Source organism: Cryobacterium sp. N19 (genome assembly GCF_002929595.1).
Classification (GTDB): Bacteria; Actinomycetota; Actinomycetes; order Actinomycetales; family Microbacteriaceae; genus Cryobacterium; species Cryobacterium flavum.
This window is the reverse complement of the sequence record NZ_PJJR01000054.1, coordinates 276,615-293,209: the sequence shown is the minus strand read 5'-3', so window position 1 is coordinate 293,209 and position 16,595 is coordinate 276,615. Positions and strand designations below refer to the sequence as shown.

The following is a 16,595-nucleotide window of genomic DNA, read 5'->3' as shown; positions in this document are numbered from 1 at the left end:
GGCACCACCGGCAGGTTCATAGACGGGCATCGCTGAGTTATCAGCCAGTGCCCGGAAAAGTCATGGCTGGCTGACAGCCCGCTCCCAGCCGGCAAGCGGATGCCGCGCCTGCCGGTCGCGGGACGGGCGCGCCTACTCTCCGACCATCGGCGCATGCTCTGCTGGCTGAGCGTCGCTGCGCCAGCTCTTAGCGCAGGTCCCGCAATCGATCAGTAATACTGTTTTCTTCACCCGCACGTCGCTCATAGGTGACGGCGATGATAAGAAGCACGGCACCGACGACGGCCAGGGTGATCCACCACGGCATCGACTCGATCCCCCGACCGATCTGCACTAGGAACACGAGAACGTTTTCGAGCGGAAGCACGATGATTCCGATCAGGAACGGGGCCGCGAGCCTGCGACTCGAGCCGATCAGAATTGCGACGAGCGCAATGATGATCACGAGGATCGCCCGCCAGGTCTGCGGGTCAGTGAAGGTGGCCGTGACCGAAGCCGACAGAAGGGCCACGATTCCGGGGGCGAGCAGGGGCCAGGAGCCGTTCCAGCCGGCCGGCCAGCTACTGATGGTGCCTCTCGTGCTGGCATCGACTGGATGCACGCGCGCGGCATCCGCTCGCGCACCATTCAGCACCATGGCACCGGCCGCCAGCAGAAAGAGGCCAAGCGGCAGCGAGAACCATTCGACGCGCAGGTCTCGCGGACTCCACGCCACGATCGCCGTGACGAACGCGATGGCGAAGACGAACCACACGGGTGGCAGGCTCGTTGTTCGGGTGCGCAGCCGCCAGGCGATGACGACGACGGTCACGAGGTAGGCGAGCATGAGAGCCCACATCATCCAGATTGTGAACCAATCGCGCTCGATCGATGACCAGGTGGCGACCGCGACGAACGCCGCCGGGGGCGCATAGAGCCAGCGAGTGCGGGCCCACCGCGACCCCTCCGGCGCGACCCTGCGGATGGCGCCCGCGCCGAGGGCCGCCGGCAGTGCTCCGGCCAGGCCGATTCCGAAACAGAGCAAAACGAGCGGCACACCTCCGGTCAGGATCGGGTCGGCACCGTAACCAAATCTGACCCCCTGAATCGCGCCGGCCGCCCCGGCGGCAATCGCTACGCCCAGGGTTGGAATCTGCAGCGCTCGGAGCAGTTCGGCACGCACCGAAGAGCCTCGGCCGAGCACACGGCCGACGCCAAGCAGGAGCCACGATGCGACGACGAGCCCATAGCCACGCCACGGAGCCAGGGCGGCAGCCCCGGTGCCGGATACCGCCAGCATCACCAGGATCGGTGCGAGGGCCACGACGAGGCCCAGCGCGTAGAGCGGCACGGCGCGGGAACCTCGTGCGGTAAGGATCAGGCCGACAATTGCGGCGGCCAGGGCCGGCGGGAGCAGGTATGGTTCGAGCGCGCTGATTTCGGCGAGGGCCCACAGGCACCAGAGTGCGCCGGTGAATGAGGCGGCGGCGACCCACCACCCGTAGCGGCGTTTCGCCCAGAAAGCTGTGGCTGCCGTGCCGAGCCCGAGGATGACCAGCACGATGAAGGTCGTCGGCAGCCCGGCAGCGACGCGTACGAGCGCCAGCTGGACCGCGATCACCGCGGTCAGCAGGGTCGACGATTCAATCGCGATCCGGGCCGCCGCGGTATCCCTCGACCCAATCCCCCGCAGGCCCAGCATCGACTCAATCAGGCCGGTGCTCGGGAGCACGATAGCGACAATGGCCGCGATCACCGGCAGCGTCACCGGAGACGCGCTGCCAAGGAGCACCTGCGCGCCGAGGCAGATCACCACGACGGCAAGAGCGGGAACGAGGAGGCCGGCGGCGATCGTGCGGAGCACGATTCCGAGGCCCGCGCGTCGAGTATTGAGGAGGGTGAGTGCCAGTAGGAAGATGAGGGCGGTGGAGAGGGCTGTCCAGCCGCTGCGCTCAAAGAGCACCTGCGCAACGCCGATCATGAACGGCACGATCGTCACGACCAGAATCGCGTACCAGGCCGGAGGCCCGACCCGTCGCAGGAAGGTTGCGGCAATCGCGCCGAGCGAGCCGAGCGATGTGGTCAGGCAGAGCACGGCGATGGTGCCGAGGCCCAGTTGGTCGAGTGCAATCGCGACGATGACGAGCGCGTAGGCATAACCCGCGCCGACGTGCAGAAACCGTATCCCGGGCGGCACGGTCTGCGCAATGACGGCGATGGTCGCGACGATAGCGATGCCAGCCCAGACGGTGGCACCATCATCGGCCGAGGAGAATATAACGGCCAGCAGCACCGCGAAATGGATGCCCAGCACGAGTGGCAGCCGCATTCTCAGGGCGGCACTGCGCAGGCGCGGAACGGCGACGAGCGCACTGCTCGTTGCCACGGCCAGGCACAGGGCGATCGTGATGCGCGACCAGAGCGGCAAGATGGGCTGACAGGCAAAGACCAGCCCGGCGAGGGCGGCGAGCCAGATCGCTAGTGATCCGGTCCACGCTGCCAGCTTCGGGGTAGCATCCGTTTTCGCGGTATCACCGCGACTGGTTAGCACCGAGAACGCTCCGAGTCCGGCCGACATAGCACCCAGTCCGAGCACAACGGCGAGAAAGCCGTGCGCGGGCATGAGGCCGATCGCACCGAGGTCCGAGCCGCTCAGTGAGCCGAGTACCGTTGCGGCCCCGATCAGCACGGCGGAGAGAACGGGCACGAGCACGCTCACCCCCGCAATGACGAATGCACCACCCAGGAATGCTCGGCGGTCGAGGGCGCGGGCTCTCGGAGCACACCCCTGGAGCACGAGCAGTGCGGCGGCACCCGCTGCGGGAGCGACGGCCTGGTACCACTCGCCCGCGCCGTGCGCGCCGAGGTCGAGGGCGAAGGGCAGGCTGACAGCGGCGGCCATCGCGGCAACGCCCGTGACGGCGCTCCAGAACAACTTGGCCACCTGCCGAATCGTGAGCAGGGCGAGCAGGGCGACACCGGTCAGCACTGCGGTAATCGTCAGCCAGTATTCGGTTGTGGTGGTGAACTCAATGAACCCGATCTGGGCCAGCAGGATGCCGGTCGCGACGATTTGGATCGTCGCAAGCGTCATCCGCTCAAACCGGAGGAGCCCATCAAATCGCTGCGCCAGCATCGGTGTCGTCCTGAACAGGGCGAGCGCGACGAAGGCCACTCCGAGGTGTCCCAGGGTCGCCGCCAGTGTCGATTCGCCCGCGTAGCCCAGCATCGCTGGAGCGAGAGTGACTCCGGCGAGCGAGATCCAGAGCCAGCCGCGAATGCGCGCGAGCGTCGACACCATGACCATGACACCGCCACTGAAGAGTGTTCCGGCGGCGGCGAGCACCCACGGGCTAACCCCGCTGGGCGCCAGTTCCGAGAACGCGTAGACGTCGAGGGCCACGAAGACCATCCCGAGGCCGCCGACGGCTTCGGCCGAGAATTGCAGCTTGCGGCGGGCCAGCAGCCACGCGCCGCCGAGGAAGAGGACGGTGATCAGCCCGACGATCACGCTGCGCAGGGCGTGATCTTTGAGGTCGGGGTTGAAGAAGGTGAAGACGACCGCGGAGACGGCGAACAGTCCAGCGCCCGCGATGGCCAGCACGGACTGCACCGTCGCGCTCGACCGACGGCCCGCAGTGGCCGAAGCGCCCGCGCCAGGTTGCGCGGGCATCCGTTGTGGAATCGGTGCCGGCGTCGGCACGGCGCTGTCTTTGGCGTCGATCGCACGGGGCGGATGCGACACGAGGACAAGTGCCTCTTGTCGTGCCACGAGCGCCGCGGCGGCCGCCTCCGAAGCTGACCAGAGTTCTGCCGCCAGAACACCGACGAGTTCGGCACCGCAATTGCGACAGGGGCTGTCGGGCAGCGCGACCGCGCAGACGGGGCACGACGTGCGGTCGAGCAGATGGCGAATCGCGACGTCGTTCCAAGGCTGAACAGCTCGCAGCATGCTCATGACCCCGCCACCGCTGACTTTGCTTCTGCGGCGCCGTCATCTTCAGGCACCCACATGAAGATGTCGCCGGGTTGGCAGTCGAGCACACGGCAGATGGCGTCGAGGGTGGAGAAGCGCACGGCCTTCGCCCGGCCGTTCTTGAGCACGGAAACATTCGCCGGTGTGATGTCGATCGCTGCGGCGAAGTCGGCGACCGATATCTTCTTTTTAGCCAGTTCGACGTCGAGGTTGATCACGATGGGCATCAGACCACTTCCGCCAGGTCGCGTTCGAGTTGGGAAGCCTGATGGAGGAGCCCGCGCATGACCACGATCATCAAGGCCAGTCCCGAGCCGACGACGATTCCGAGCGAGCACAGCATGATGACCGAGGGCGAGGCAACACCGGCGACCGCCAGGGTGATGAAAGACCCGAGGATGAGGAGGGTCGCCAGCGCGACCAGGCCGAGGATGATATTGACATACCTGAACGCGTTTTCCCTGAAAATGATGGATGCCCGCACCAGCGATAGCAGCCGCCACACGCAGACGAGCGCGACCTGCACGCAGAGCACGAACCCCACCGTGACCATGATCCCGGGCACCTGGAGATAGTCGAGTGGGGGAGATTTTTCGACCATCTGCTGCGCGACCGCTGGGATCACAAAGACCTGGCACGCCAGAAGCAGTGTGATCAGCACGAAGATGAGTGTTTTCAGGGTGACGATCGCCGAGCGATGCATGTGAATCCTATCGTTTATCGGTGTGAATCTATCGATAAACAATATACACACATTCTTGCGAGCGACACGAGCACGGGCATACTCCGCGACCGAAATTCACCGCCGGGACAGCGTGCGCATGCACAGCCCCTAGGCTTCAGAGATGCCGAATACCGTCGAGGACCCTGTTCACGACGCTGAGCTGGCTGTTTTCGAGCGTAAGTCGTTAGCCCTGGATGCGGCGGCGGCCGGAGGGTTACCGGGCGCGTTCCAATCATTCCGCCTGGGCGGCCTGCGGGCGAGCATCGCAACGGCCGATCAATACGGATTTCTCAACACTGTCGAGGGCCTGAACGAACATTCCGTCGAGCACCTGCCCAAGGTTCTGAACCGATTCGCGAACCGACACCAAATAACCATCATCGCAACATCGCCGTCGCAGGCGCTCAACGACCGGATGCTCGACCAGGGTTACGAGCTCGCCCCCGTGCGTCCCATTGCCGTCCTGCGTGTGGGAGCGATCCGCCCGGACGGCACGGACCGGAACCAGTGGGAGATACGCGAAGTCTCTTCCGCCCCGAATGCAGCACTCTTCGCGGACCTACTCGACGCTGGGTACGCGGCAACGGACAACCTGCGATCGCTGATCCGAACGGAACACGCCCTTCCGATGGTTCGAGCATTCATCGCTTTTCGTAACGGCGAGCCCCTCGCCGCTGCGGCCATGTCCGTGCAGAATGCCGTCGCGGTGCTCGGCGGGGCGTCCACACTCCCGGCAGCACGAGGCGCTGGAGCCCAAAGCGCCCTCCTCGGGCACCGAATCCGCGTCGCAAGAGCTCTCGGCTGTCCCCAGGCTGCGGCCACCGCGGCTCCCAGATCACCGAGCGTTCGAAACCTGGCCAGATTGGGATTCACCATCGTCGAACGCACGGCCTGGCGCGTGAAAAGTACGACCAGCGACTAAGAGGCTCCTGGTCGCCGGCAGAGCCGTCAGCAACGCGTGGATAGGATCGCGGCTGCGACGAAGTCGCGATCAGGGTGCTGCGTCGGTCGCCACAGCGCGGCGAGCAAGCCAGACCACCGAAGCCGCGCCCATGACGGTCAACACCAAAACGACCACGGCCGGGTCCGTGCCTTCGCTCTGCGCGACGGTTCGCCCGACGACAGCGCTCGCCAACGTGGCGGCCACCGCTGTTGCAATAGCCTCGACCAGGATCGTCGCCGTGGCGGCGCGCAGCAGATTTCTCAGCTGACGCAGCATGAGCATCTTGCGCAATGGGCTTCGATACGTGACGGGCGACATATCGCCGAAAGGCTTCCGTGCCATCACGTTTATCCCCCCAGATCGATCGTGCCCGCCCTCGCAGGCTACTGCAACCCGGACGTCGCCCGCCGTCTCAACGTGTCACGGACGACCGTGCAATAGCGATCTCGGGTGCCTACTTTCATGCAGCAGGCCGGTGCGGGAGCTTCCAGCACGGCCCTCGCCGGGGACGTGCCGGCTCTCAAAACATTTCTTTGGGTATTCTTTGCCGGATTCGGTCGATTTCGGGCATATAGGCGTGATTTTTCCTCGGGAATGTCGGTGGTCGGGTGTTGAGTTGAATCATGAACATCATGGCGATGGAGCTCGCCCGGGCAGCAGCGGCCGTCGCCGCGCTCGGTAGTTCCAGCGCTCAGTTCAGCACCCTGACAGATGCGCAGGTACTCGCCGCTCGCGGTCCGATCGCCGACCTCCTGCGACTGAGCAACACGGCGGCGGCCCTTCTGGCCGGCACGATCGCGCACCGGTCCCGCCCGGAGTTAGGCCAGTCGGGCCTGGCCGCTCGGCACGGGTTTAGCACCCCGACGCTGATGGTGCAAGACGCCACCGGACTCAGCCGTATGGAGGCCGGCCGACTGCTGGCCGTCGGCGTCCTCATGAACGAAACCGAAACCGCGGAACGACGGGCGGAAGAAGCCGCTCGGGAAGCCGAGCGGGTCGCGCAGGCTACCGCCGACGCCCTCGCGGACGCCGAGCGCGCCGCCGAGCTGGACGCCGTTCGAGAGGCGGAGCGCGCGGCGGCGTGGGCGACGCTGCACCCCGACTTGCCGCCACTGCCCGTGGCCGCGCCCCGCCCGGTACCACCCATGGCAACCGTGGATCCGGTTGAGCCGGTGGTGGTGCCGTGGCAGGCACCGATTCTGCACGCTGTCACCGCCGGCACATTCTCGCCCGGCGTCGGCGACGCCCTGCTGCGAGGTCTGGGCACACTGGATCAGGCCATCACAGCCGAGAAACTCGCCGCCGCTCTCCGAGTGTTGCTGGTCGAGGTACCAGGCATGCACACCGAGCAGGCCTACAAGCGGGCGCGGCGTATGCGCGACGACCTCGACGCCGCAGGCATCCAGGCCAGGGAAAAGCAGGCCCGCGACGACACGACCTGGTCGTTGTGGCGGCGAGCCGACGGCATGGTGACCCTGCACGCCCTGTTGGCACCCGAGCAGGGCGAAATGTGGATGGCAACCTACGACGCCCTGACCAGCCCGCGACGCGGCGGCGTGCGGTTCGTCGACCCCGAACGCGCCGCCTGGGCACAGCGCGTCAAGGACGACCCGCGCACCCTCGACCAAATCGCCGCGGATTCCTTCACCCAACTGCTCAAACTCGGCGCCGACGCCGACCCGAACACCATGTTTGGCGGACGCCGCCCGGTCGTGCAGATCATCGTCACCGAACCCGACCGCCCCACCACCATTGCTGACCCAGCAGCCGACACAACGGCGGCACCGGCAGCCGGCCCGGCAGCCGGCCCGGCAGCCGGCCCGACAGCTGGCCCGGCCCGCACTGGCCCGGCCCCTGCGGCTGGCCCGGCCCCTGCGGCTGAAACCACGGAAAGCGGCACGACGCAGAGCGGCACTTCCGGGAGCCGAAGCGCCACATCAGCCTTCGGCTACCTCGAGGGCAACCCCGCTCCGGTGTCCGCGGAGACGATCGACCGGCACCTCTGCGACACCGGCTACCTCGGAATCCTGTTCAGTCAGTCCGGGCAACCCCTCAACGTCGGACGAGACGAACGTCTCTTCAACCGTGAACAACGCCGAGCCCTCGCCGCGCGCGACGGCGGATGCCGCTGGCCCGGCTGCGACCAACCACCATCGTGGACAGAAGCTCACCATATAAAAATGTGGTCTGATCAGGGGACTTCCAACATCAATTTTGCCATCTCACTGTGTGCACACCATCACATGCTGCTGCACAACCGACACTGGACGATCCATCTCCAGAACGACCAGTACTGGCTACAACCCCCGATCGAAATCGACCCCGAACAAACGCTGATCGCCCTACCCAGCAAGAATCCACTCATGGCCGAACACCTCCGGCTCGACCAGCTTCTACCGACGCCCCCGGGGCAGACACCGCAGACAGCCACCCGTCACGGGATGGCAGTCTCGCCCAACTCGACCAACGAAACGGAGACGACACGAGACCGGGTCGCCCGCCCGACGACTACCGAAACTGAACTTTCACGGTGTCCGATGCCCGGCATCCTGCCACTGGTGCCGCTGCCAGCCGGGCATGACGCGGGTGGGTGCGGTCTCGATCACTCGTTCCTCGCGCCTCGACCAGCGCGGTACTGACGGCTACCGAAGAGCTGTTAGAAGCCGAGGCGGCCGAGCTGCTTCGGGTCGCGCTGCCATTCCTTGGCGATCTTCACCCGCAACGAGAGAAACACACGCTTGCCGACGAGCGGTTCGATCTGCTTGCGGGCGCGGGTGCCGACATCCTTGAGCCGGCTGCCCGACTTGCCAATGATGATGCCCTTCTGGCTGTCGCGCTCGACGAACAGGTTGGCGTAGATCTCGACCAGTTCCTGGTCGTCGCGCTCGATGATGTCATCGATGGTGACGGCGATGGAGTGCGGCAGCTCGTCGGTGACGCCCTCGAGGGCGGCCTCGCGGATGAATTCAGAGATGCGGGACTCGAGGGTCTCGTCGGTGACGGCGTCGGCCGGGTAGAGGGGGGCATCCGCGTGTGGCAGCAGACGCAGCAGCTCGGTGGCGAGGGTATCCAGCTGGATCCGGCTGGTCGAGGAGATCGGCACGATCGCCTCCCAGTCCCGCAACTGTGAAACAGCGAGCAGCTGGTTGGCGACGTTGGTCTTGGAGGACGCATCAATCTTTGTGACGATGGCGACCTTTTTGGCCCGCGGGAAGGCATCCAGTTGTTCATTGATGAACTTATCGCCCGGGCCGATCGGCTCGTTGGCCGGGATGCACAGGCCGATCACGTCGACGCCGGCCAGGGTGGCGGTGACGAGGCTGTTGAGGCGCTCACCGAGCAGGGTGCGCGGGCGGTGGATGCCGGGGGTGTCCACCAGAATAAGCTGGCCGTTCTTCTGGTGCACGATGCCGCGGATGGCCCGGCGGGTGGTCTGCGGCTTCGACGACGTGATCGCGACCTTCTCCCCCACCAGCGCGTTCGTCAGGGTGGACTTACCCACGTTGGGGCGTCCCACAAACGAGACGAATCCCGCTCGGTAATCGGCAGGGTGTGCCGGTGTAGCTTCGGTCATGACCGTTCTCCTTCATCATCAGACGCTGTGCTTGTGCTGCTGGTGTTAGCAGTCGGTACCGTGAGGAATGCGGTCTGCGCATCAATCAAAGCTTCATCGCGTTCCACCAGCACGGTGCTGATGCGTCTGCGCCGGCCTTCGGTGCGTTCAGCGGTGAGATTGAGTCCACTGACCGACGCGACCGAGCCGGCCACGGGCAATCGCCCGAGGGCTTTGGCCAGCAGGCCGCCCACCGAGTCGACGTCGTCGTCGTCGAGTTCCAGGTCGAACAGCTCACCCAGTTCGTCGACCGGCAGTCGGGCGCTCACCCGAAAATGGCCGTCGCCGAGGTCTTCGACCTCGACCACGTCACGGTCGTACTCGTCGGAGATATCGCCGACGAGCTCCTCGATCAGGTCTTCGAGGGTGACCAGGCCGGCGATTCCGCCGTACTCGTCGACGACCATGGCCAGGTGGTTGGACTCCAGCTGCATCTGTCGCAGCATGTCGTCGGCCTTCTTCGACTCGGGCACGAACACGGCCGGCCTGGCCAGGTCGGCCACGGTGAGCTGCAGCGCGTTGATCGGCCGCTCGAACACCAGCCGTGCCACGTCACGCAGGTACAGGATGCCGGCAACGTCGTCGACCTCGCCGTCCAGCACGGGCACCCGCGAAGTGCCGCTGCTCAGGAATAGGCCCATGGCCGCGTCGATGGTGGCGTCGGAGTCGATGGTGATCATGTCGGTACGCGGAATCATCACCTCACGCACGACCGTCTCGCTGAATTCGAAGATGGAGTGGATGAGCTCGCGGTCATCTTCCTCGATCACGTCCAGCTCGGTAGCCTCGTCGACCATGCTGAGCAGCTGGTCTTCGGAGGTGAAGGTGGCCAGTTTGGTACGCCCAGGTGTGACCCGGTTGCCGAGGGCGACAAGGGCATTGGCTACGGGTCCGAGCAGCACGCGGGCGACGTGCACGAGCAGTGCGGTCGCGGTCAGCAAATTAACCGGATGCGCGCGGCCCACGCTGCGCGGGCTCGCCCCGACCAACACGAACGAAACCGAGGTCATGATGAGCGCGGACAGCAGAAGTGCCAGCCAGAGGGCATCGATCGTGGTTGCAAAGACCAGCGTCACCAGCACGGCCGCGGTGGTCTCGGCGGTGATCCGAATGAAGTTGATCGCGTTCAGGTGCGCGCCGGTGTCGTCGGCGATGGCCTGGAGCGACCGTTTGGCGCGATGATTCGCCACCAGGCTCGCGATGTCGGCCCGGGACTGGGTCGTGATCGCGGCATCAACGGCGGCCATGAGCCCGGCGAACACCACCAGGATGACCGCCGCATAAATAAACCACACGTGGAGCATCAGTGGCGTTGTCGTTCCTGCATGGCGAAGCCGATGAGAATGTCGCGTTGAATGCCGAACATTTCCTTTTCTTCGTCGGGTTCGGCGTGGTCGAAGCCGAGCAGGTGCAGCACGCCGTGGGTGGTCAGCAACAGCAGCTCGTCGAGGGTGCTGTGGCCGGCGGTTTCCGCCTGTTCCTTGGCGACCTGCGGGCAGAGCACGATATCGCCGAGCAGACCCGGCGGGGTCTCCTGTTCCTCGGTTCCGGGGCGAAGTTCGTCCATGGGAAAGCTCAGCACGTCGGTGGGGCCGGGCTCGTCCATCCACTGCACGTGCAGTTGTTCCATCGCGCCCTCATCGACGAGCACGATGGCGAGTTCGGCGTCGGCGTGCACGTGCATGGTGTCGAGCGCGAAGGCAGCGAGGCGCTGGATGGCCGCCTCATCGACCGGGATGGCCGACTCGTTGTTGATTTCGATGCTCAACTGGAACTCCGTTTCGGGTTGCGACCGGCGGCGCTGGCGCGCTGGGGACTGCGATTAACAAATTCACGCGCTTCGGCGCTCTCCTGGCGGAGGGCCTGCTTTTTCTCGTCGTACTCGGTGTAGGCGTCGACAATGCGGCCGACGAGCGAGTGACGCACCACGTCGGCGCTGCTCAAATAGGCGAAGTGGATGTCGTCGATCCCGTCGAGAACGCGGGTGACCAGTTTGAGACCGCTCGTGCCGGCCGGCAGGTCGATCTGGGTGACGTCGCCGGTGATGACCATCTTCGAACCGAAGCCGAGCCGGGTCAGGAACATCTTCATCTGCTCCGGCGTTGTGTTCTGGGCTTCGTCGAGCACGACGAAGCTTGCGTTGAGGGTACGCCCGCGCATGTAGGCGAGCGGTGCGACCTCGATGGTTCCGGCGGCGAGCAGCTTCGGGATGAGTTCGGGGTCGAGCATCTCACCGAGCGCGTCGTAGAGCGGCCGCAGGTAGGGGTCGATTTTGTCGGTCAGGGTGCCGGGCAGAAAACCGAGCCGTTCGCCGGCCTCGACGGCGGGCCGGGTCAAAATGATGCGCTCGACCTCCTTATTTTGCAGGGCGCGCACCGCCTTCGCCATGGCGAGGTAGGTCTTGCCGGTTCCGGCCGGGCCGATACCGAACACGATGGTGTTCTCGTCGATGGCGTCGACGTAATCCTTCTGGCCGATCGATTTAGCCCGAATGCTCTTGTTGCGCGCCGTGAGGATGGGGGCACCGAGCTGGGCGGAGGGGCTCACGGAGCTGTCGGCGGCAAGCATCCGTGCCGAGGTGGCGACCTCGGTTTCGCCGAGGTCGTGGCCGGCGCGAAGGGCACGTTGCAGTTCCTCGATCAGGCGGCGCACGGCTTCCACATCATCGGCTGAGCCGCCCAGGGTGACGTCGTTGCCGCGCACGTGCACGTCAACGTTGGGGTACTCGGCCTCGATGGTGCTCAGGAAGCGGTCTTCAGGGCCGAGCAGGCGCACCATGGCGACGCCATCGACGGTGAAACGCAATTCAGAGTGTGCCAAGCGAGTCCTCCCCGAGATGGTCGGTCAGTTCCGGGCTGCCCATGACGTGAGCGTGCACGTGAAAGACGGTCTGGCCGGCGGCCGCACCGGTGTTGAAGACGAGACGGAACTGCCCGTTGGTGCGCTCCGCGGCGATCTGCTCGGCCACGGCTACGAGTTCAGCGAGCAGGGCCGAGTTTCCGGCGGCGAGCTCGACCACGTTCTGGTACTGCGGGTCTTTGGTGGTGACGACGACGTGCACCGGTGCTTTCGGGGCGATGTCGAGGAACGCGATGATGTGCTCGGTCTCGGCGACAATCGTCGCCGGAATCTCACGCGCGATGATGCGGCTGAAAATGGACGGCTGGGAACCGGAAGAAGACATGCCTCTATCTTAAGCGGCGCTACCAGCGGCCGAGCGTCGCGTTGAGGATGGCGAGAGCGGCTGGTCCGGCGGTCGACGTGCGCAGCACGGTGTCGCCAAGGCGCACCTGGGTGGCGCCGGCCTGCTCCAGCAGGAGCAGTTCGGCCGGGGAAATTCCGCCCTCGGGGCCGACGACGAGCAGAATGTCGCGGTCGTCGGTGGGCGGGGCGACCTCGGTGAGGCGACCGGTCGCGGTCGGGTCGAGAAGCAGCATCCGTGTCGTGACGGCCAGCAGGGCCAGCTGTTTGGTGCTGGCGAGCGGCGCGACGCTCGGCAGCCAGGCGCGAATCGACTGTTTGCTGGCCTCGCGCACGATCGTGCTCCAACGGTCGTGGCCCTTGGCGACTTTGGCGCCCTCCCACTTGGTGATGGAGCGCGCGGCGGCCCAGGGAATGACGCCGTCGACGCCGAGTTCGGTGGCGGCCTGAATGGCCAGTTCGTCACGGTCACCCTTGGCCAGGGCCTGCACCAAGCGGATGCGCGGCGTCGCCGCCGCCGTCTCGCTCGCCTCGTCGACGCGCAGGGTCAACACCGCGGCGTCCGCCGTCAGCACCGTTCCCTCGAGCAACAACCCGGCCCCATTACCCAGGCGGAGCCGGTCTCCTGGACGAACCCGGCTGACCGTGACCGCGTGCCGTGCTTCGGCGCCGTCAACAGAAACGACCTGCCCCGAACGACACTGCGCCGCCCGGAGCGTTTCCTGCAGGTAGAAATGTGCCACGTTAGCCGAGGAACCGGTCGCGCAGCTTGGCGAACAAACCCTGCTGGTACTGGCTCAGGGTGGGTGCGGGGGCTGAATACCGGGCGGCGAACTGTTCGATCAGGTCGCGTTCCTTGTGGTCGAGCTTGGTCGGCGTGAGTACGTGGATGCCGATCTTGAGGTCGCCACGACCGCTGCCGCGCAGCTTGGTGATGCCGCGGTCCTTGATAGTGAGCACCTCTGAGCTTTGCGAACCGGGGCGAATCTCCACCTCGATGTCACCGTCGAGGGCCTTCACTGTGACGCTCGTGCCGAGAATGGCACTGGTCATTGGCACGTCGAGCGAGCACATCAGGTCGTCGCCATCACGGCTGAACACGTCGTGGTGGCGCACCTTCATCTCGAGGTAGAGGTCGCCGTTCGGGCCGGCCGCCGGGCCGGCCTCACCGCTCCCGGGCATCTGCAGGCGCAGGCCGGTGTCAACGCCGGCCGGGATGTCGACCGGAACCGTGCGGCGGGCGCGCACGCGGCCCTGGCCGGAACAGGTCATGCACGGCGTGGCGATGATGGTGCCGTAGCCGCGGCAGGATCCGCACGGGCTCGACGTCATGACGTTACCGAGCAGGGAGCGCACTGCGCGCTGGATGCTCCCGGTGCCGTGGCAGATATCACAGGTGATCGGTGACGTGCCGGGCGCGCAGCACGAGCCCTTGCAGGTGTCGCAGACGATCGCGGTGTCGACCTCGAGGTCGCGGTGCGTGCCGAAGATGACCTCGTCGAGGTCGAGCTCGACCCGAATGAGGGCATCCTGGCCGCGTTCGCGGCGGGAGCGCGGGCCGCGGCTGCTGCCGCCTCCCCCACCGAAGAAGGTCTCAAAGATGTCACCGAAGTTGCCGAAGTTCTGCCCGTCGAAGCCGCCGTTCTGGCCGCCGCCCTGGTCGTACTTCTGGCGCTGTTTCGCGTCACTCAGCACGTCGTAGGCGTGCGTGATGCTCTTGAACCGTTCCGACGCCTCGGCGCCGGGGTTCACGTCGGGGTGCAGTTCGCGGGCCAGGCGACGGTACGCCTTCTTGATTTGATCGGTGGTCGCGTCGCGGTCAACGCCCAGCGCTTCGTAGTGGTCAGCCAAAGGTGGCTCTCCTTGAGTTGTGATGGTTGTTCGAAATGATGAAGAGGCCGCCGGGCGGCCCGAGCTCTAGGTCTCGCCGAGCAGGCGAGACAGGTAACGGGCGACGGCGCGCACCGCCGCCATGTTGTTGGAATAGTCCATGCGAGTCGGCCCGAGCACGCCCAGACGGGCCAGGTTGCCGTTGGCCGTATAGCCGCTGGTCAGCACGCTCGCCTCCGGTAGCCCGAAGGCCGCGTTCTCGCGGCCGATACTCACCGACACGCCGTGCTGGTCGGTCTCCATCTCGCCGAACAGGCGCAACAGCACCACCTGCTCTTCGATGGCCTCGAGCACCGGGTAGATGCTGCCCGAGAAGTCCTCTTCGGTGCGAACGAGGTTGGCCGCACCGGCCATGACGAGCTTGTCCTGCCGGTTGGAACCGACTTGGTCGGCGAGGGTGCTCGTGATGAGGTCGACGATCGGCTGCAACGCTGGTGACCCCGGCCAGACGCTGGCGGCGAGGGCAGCGGATGCCTCGGCCATGCCGAGCCCGACCACGGCAACATTGAGACGGGCACGCACCTCGCCGAGTGTCTGCTCGTCGAGCGCGCGCGGCAGATCGATCACGCGCTGTTCGACGCCACCGGAATCGGTGATCAGTACCGACAGGATGCGGGTTTCGGTCAGCGGTACGAACTCGATGTGGCGAACCTTGGCGCGCGACAGAGAGGGGTATTGCACGAGCGCAACCTGGTGGGTCAGCTGCGAGAGCAGCCGCACACTGCGCACGAGCACCTCGTCGAGGTCGGCGGAGTGGCCGAGGAACGTTTCGATGGCCTGACGCTGTGCCGGGGTGAGTGGACGCAGATCAGCGAGGTGGTCGACGAAAACGCGGTACCCCTTGTCGGTGGGTATACGACCGGAGGAAGTGTGCGGTGCCGCGATGAGCTCTTCTTCTTCGAGCAGGGCCATATCGTTGCGAATGGTGGCGGCGGAGACGCCGAAGGAGTGCCGGTCCACGATGGATTTGGAGCCGACGGGTTCACGGGAGGCAACGTAGTCCTGCACGATCACGCGCAGAACATCGAGGCCACGGTCGGAAACCATTGCACCCGCCTTCCTGATTCTTGAGGTAGAGCTTCGGCCCAGCGTATGCCGCTCGCCTCGCGCGCCCTGGGCACCCTGGAACGCAGGTTTGCCGGCACGCCGTTGGCACTCGCATCCACTGACTGCTAATCCTATCGCGACCGGCCGGGTTCCGGCTGAGTACACCCATTGCCAGTACCCCGAAGTGAGCGTTTAATTACCGGTATACGCTCCCACCTCTTTGAGCGAAAGGCACGATCATGAGCGATCCACAGGCACAACCTCCCGGTGATTCCAACTACCGTGAGCCCAACGTCGGCCAGCCGCAATATGGCCAACCGCCGAACAGCCAGCCCGGTGCAAGTCCCTATTCCACGCCGGTCGTGGCGGCCCCGCTCTCGGAGGCCGACGATCGCCAGTGGGCTTCGCTGGCACACCTCGGCGGCATCCTGAGTTTTCTTCCGTCCCTGATCATTTGGCTGGTCTTCAAGGACCGAGGGCGCTTCACCAACACCGAGGCGAAGGAGGCACTGAACTTTCAGATCACCCTGCTGATCGCCTATGTCGCGATCACCGTGGTGTCGACGTTCCTCGCCCTGGTCACGTTCGGCATTGGTGGGCTGCTCGCGGGCCTGGGCTGGATCGTCTGGCTGGCCGGGGTCATCTTCTCGATCATGGGATTTGTACAGGCCAAGGACGGAAAGAACTACCGGTACCCGTTCGCGCTGCGCCTAATCAAGTAGCGCCTCCTGGCTCCGACCGGCGGCGGGGCGATTAGTCTGGAGGTCACTGGCACCGCCGTGCCAGTGACCGGCCGTACAGCGAGAGGCCCTCATGTCTGAGCAGAATCCGTACCAGTCCACCCCCGCCACCCCGATGAGCCCCGCGGACGAGAAGTTGTGGGCGACGCTGATCCACGTCGGTGGGATTATCTTCAGCGCGGCAGCCCTGGGTTTCGTGCCGGCCCTCATCGGCTACCTCATGCTGCGAGATCGCGGACCGTTCATCCGCGCGCACACCGCGACCGCCCTGAACTTTCAGATCTCCCTCTTGATTTACGTGGCGGTACTCGTTCCGATCACGATTGTCACGATCGGCATCGGCGGCATTCTTTACATACCGCTCGCGATCGTGGCTGTCGTGTTCATGATTCTGGCGGCGCTGGCCGCGAACCGTGGACAGGGTTACACCTACCCACTCACGATCAAGTTCGTCAGCTAAGCCCCGCTTTAGTCGCTCAGCT

The 16,595-nt window shown here is 65.6% G+C and carries 16 protein-coding genes; 4 read left to right on the top strand and 12 right to left on the bottom strand.

The genetic code is table 11. The features are described from left to right. Positions 1-187: 187 nt before the first annotated feature. From CXY78_RS19500 to CXY78_RS19490, 3 genes are read right to left on the bottom strand one after another with little or no spacing between them, the layout of a single operon-like run. Positions 188-3,937 carry an SCO7613 C-terminal domain-containing membrane protein gene (locus CXY78_RS19500; protein ID WP_104090769.1) on the bottom strand — a complete coding sequence of 1,250 codons (3,750 nt, stop codon included), beginning with the start codon at positions 3,935-3,937 and terminating at the stop codon, positions 188-190. Beyond that, positions 3,934-4,182, bottom strand: coding sequence for a helix-turn-helix transcriptional regulator (locus CXY78_RS19495; protein WP_104090767.1), 249 nt, complete (start codon positions 4,180-4,182; stop codon positions 3,934-3,936). The genes CXY78_RS19500 and CXY78_RS19495 overlap by 4 nt, the downstream gene beginning before the upstream one ends. Further along, positions 4,182-4,658 (bottom strand): DUF2975 domain-containing protein, encoded by a 477-nt coding sequence (locus CXY78_RS19490; protein ID WP_092339815.1) that lies wholly within the window; start codon positions 4,656-4,658, stop codon positions 4,182-4,184. The genes CXY78_RS19495 and CXY78_RS19490 overlap by 1 nt, the downstream gene beginning before the upstream one ends. Positions 4,659-4,800: 142 nt before the next feature. Here CXY78_RS19490 and CXY78_RS19485 point away from each other — a divergent pair, with 142 nt between their 5' ends. Further along, positions 4,801-5,601 carry a GNAT family N-acetyltransferase gene (locus CXY78_RS19485; RefSeq protein WP_104090765.1) on the top strand — a complete coding sequence of 267 codons (801 nt, stop codon included), beginning with the start codon at positions 4,801-4,803 and terminating at the stop codon, positions 5,599-5,601. Positions 5,602-5,670: 69 nt separating this feature from the next. Here CXY78_RS19485 and CXY78_RS19480 read toward each other — a convergent pair whose 3' ends face one another. Next, entirely contained in the window at positions 5,671-5,940 is a 270-nt protein-coding gene (locus tag CXY78_RS19480) for a hypothetical protein (protein ID WP_104090764.1), read from the bottom strand. 305 nt (positions 5,941-6,245) lie between these two features. On the opposite strand from CXY78_RS19480, the gene CXY78_RS19475 reads away from it, so the two are divergent. Then, positions 6,246-8,261: an HNH endonuclease signature motif containing protein gene (locus tag CXY78_RS19475; protein ID WP_104090762.1), complete on the top strand. Its 2,016-nt coding sequence runs from the start codon at positions 6,246-6,248 to the stop codon at positions 8,259-8,261. Positions 8,262-8,278: 17 nt separating this feature from the next. Here the strand turns inward: CXY78_RS19475 and era are convergent, their stop codons facing one another. From era to hrcA, 8 genes are all read right to left on the bottom strand, one after another. After that, complete coding sequence (gene era, locus CXY78_RS19470) at positions 8,279-9,196, bottom strand: GTPase Era (protein WP_104090761.1); 918 nt, start codon at positions 9,194-9,196, stop codon at positions 8,279-8,281. After that, the gene (locus CXY78_RS19465; RefSeq protein ID WP_104090759.1) at positions 9,193-10,539 is read right to left on the bottom strand and encodes a hemolysin family protein; all 1,347 of its coding nucleotides are present in this window, start codon (positions 10,537-10,539) and stop codon (positions 9,193-9,195) included. The genes era and CXY78_RS19465 overlap by 4 nt, the downstream gene beginning before the upstream one ends. Beyond that, on the bottom strand, positions 10,539-11,003 hold the full coding sequence (gene ybeY / locus CXY78_RS19460; RefSeq protein WP_092339809.1) for an rRNA maturation RNase YbeY: 465 nt from the start codon (positions 11,001-11,003) through the stop codon (positions 10,539-10,541). The genes CXY78_RS19465 and ybeY overlap by 1 nt, the downstream gene beginning before the upstream one ends. Further along, positions 11,000-12,013 (bottom strand): PhoH family protein, encoded by a 1,014-nt coding sequence (locus CXY78_RS19455; protein ID WP_104091027.1) that lies wholly within the window; start codon positions 12,011-12,013, stop codon positions 11,000-11,002. Before CXY78_RS19455 ends, ybeY begins: the two co-directional genes overlap by 4 nt. A 28-nt stretch (positions 12,014-12,041) precedes the next feature. Continuing rightward, complete coding sequence (locus CXY78_RS19450; protein WP_092339808.1) at positions 12,042-12,419, bottom strand: HIT domain-containing protein; 378 nt, start codon at positions 12,417-12,419, stop codon at positions 12,042-12,044. 19 nt (positions 12,420-12,438) lie between these two features. Next, positions 12,439-13,179 carry a 16S rRNA (uracil(1498)-N(3))-methyltransferase gene (locus CXY78_RS19445; protein ID WP_104090758.1) on the bottom strand — a complete coding sequence of 247 codons (741 nt, stop codon included), beginning with the start codon at positions 13,177-13,179 and terminating at the stop codon, positions 12,439-12,441. Between the two features lies 1 nt (position 13,180). Further along, positions 13,181-14,287 (bottom strand): molecular chaperone DnaJ, encoded by a 1,107-nt coding sequence (dnaJ, locus tag CXY78_RS19440; RefSeq protein ID WP_092339806.1) that lies wholly within the window; start codon positions 14,285-14,287, stop codon positions 13,181-13,183. 66 nt (positions 14,288-14,353) lie between these two features. After that, positions 14,354-15,373: a heat-inducible transcriptional repressor HrcA gene (gene hrcA / locus CXY78_RS19435; RefSeq protein WP_092339805.1), complete on the bottom strand. Its 1,020-nt coding sequence runs from the start codon at positions 15,371-15,373 to the stop codon at positions 14,354-14,356. A 239-nt stretch (positions 15,374-15,612) separates the two neighbouring features. On the opposite strand from hrcA, the gene CXY78_RS19430 reads away from it, so the two are divergent. Together CXY78_RS19430 and CXY78_RS19425 are read left to right on the top strand one after the other, a co-directional pair. Continuing rightward, the gene (locus tag CXY78_RS19430) at positions 15,613-16,095 is read left to right on the top strand and encodes a DUF4870 domain-containing protein (protein WP_092339804.1); all 483 of its coding nucleotides are present in this window, start codon (positions 15,613-15,615) and stop codon (positions 16,093-16,095) included. A 91-nt stretch (positions 16,096-16,186) separates the two neighbouring features. Next, positions 16,187-16,573, top strand: a complete 387-nt coding sequence (locus CXY78_RS19425) for a DUF4870 domain-containing protein (protein ID WP_233197512.1) — start codon at positions 16,187-16,189, stop codon at positions 16,571-16,573. Positions 16,574-16,595 lie beyond the last annotated feature (22 nt).

Bases quoted from the DNA above. Each gene is read 5' to 3' on its own strand.
- CXY78_RS19485 (WP_104090765.1), top strand. From the start codon at position 4,801: ATGCCGAATACCGTCGAGGACCCTGTTCACGACGCTGAGCTGGCTGTT.
- era (WP_104090761.1), bottom strand. From the start codon at position 9,196: ATGACCGAAGCTACACCGGCACACCCTGCCGATTACCGAGCGGGATTC.
- hrcA (WP_092339805.1), bottom strand. From the start codon at position 15,373: ATGGTTTCCGACCGTGGCCTCGATGTTCTGCGCGTGATCGTGCAGGAC.
- CXY78_RS19495 (WP_104090767.1), bottom strand. From the start codon at position 4,182: ATGCCCATCGTGATCAACCTCGACGTCGAACTGGCTAAAAAGAAGATA.
- CXY78_RS19425 (WP_233197512.1), top strand. From the start codon at position 16,187: ATGTCTGAGCAGAATCCGTACCAGTCCACCCCCGCCACCCCGATGAGC.
- CXY78_RS19480 (WP_104090764.1), bottom strand. From the start codon at position 5,940: ATGTCGCCCGTCACGTATCGAAGCCCATTGCGCAAGATGCTCATGCTG.
- CXY78_RS19500 (WP_104090769.1), bottom strand. From the start codon at position 3,937: ATGAGCATGCTGCGAGCTGTTCAGCCTTGGAACGACGTCGCGATTCGC.
- CXY78_RS19430 (WP_092339804.1), top strand. From the start codon at position 15,613: ATGAGCGATCCACAGGCACAACCTCCCGGTGATTCCAACTACCGTGAG.
- CXY78_RS19455 (WP_104091027.1), bottom strand. From the start codon at position 12,013: ATGGTGCGCCTGCTCGGCCCTGAAGACCGCTTCCTGAGCACCATCGAG.
- CXY78_RS19475 (WP_104090762.1), top strand. From the start codon at position 6,246: ATGAACATCATGGCGATGGAGCTCGCCCGGGCAGCAGCGGCCGTCGCC.
- CXY78_RS19465 (WP_104090759.1), bottom strand. From the start codon at position 10,539: ATGCTCCACGTGTGGTTTATTTATGCGGCGGTCATCCTGGTGGTGTTC.
- CXY78_RS19450 (WP_092339808.1), bottom strand. From the start codon at position 12,419: ATGTCTTCTTCCGGTTCCCAGCCGTCCATTTTCAGCCGCATCATCGCG.
- CXY78_RS19490 (WP_092339815.1), bottom strand. From the start codon at position 4,658: ATGCATCGCTCGGCGATCGTCACCCTGAAAACACTCATCTTCGTGCTG.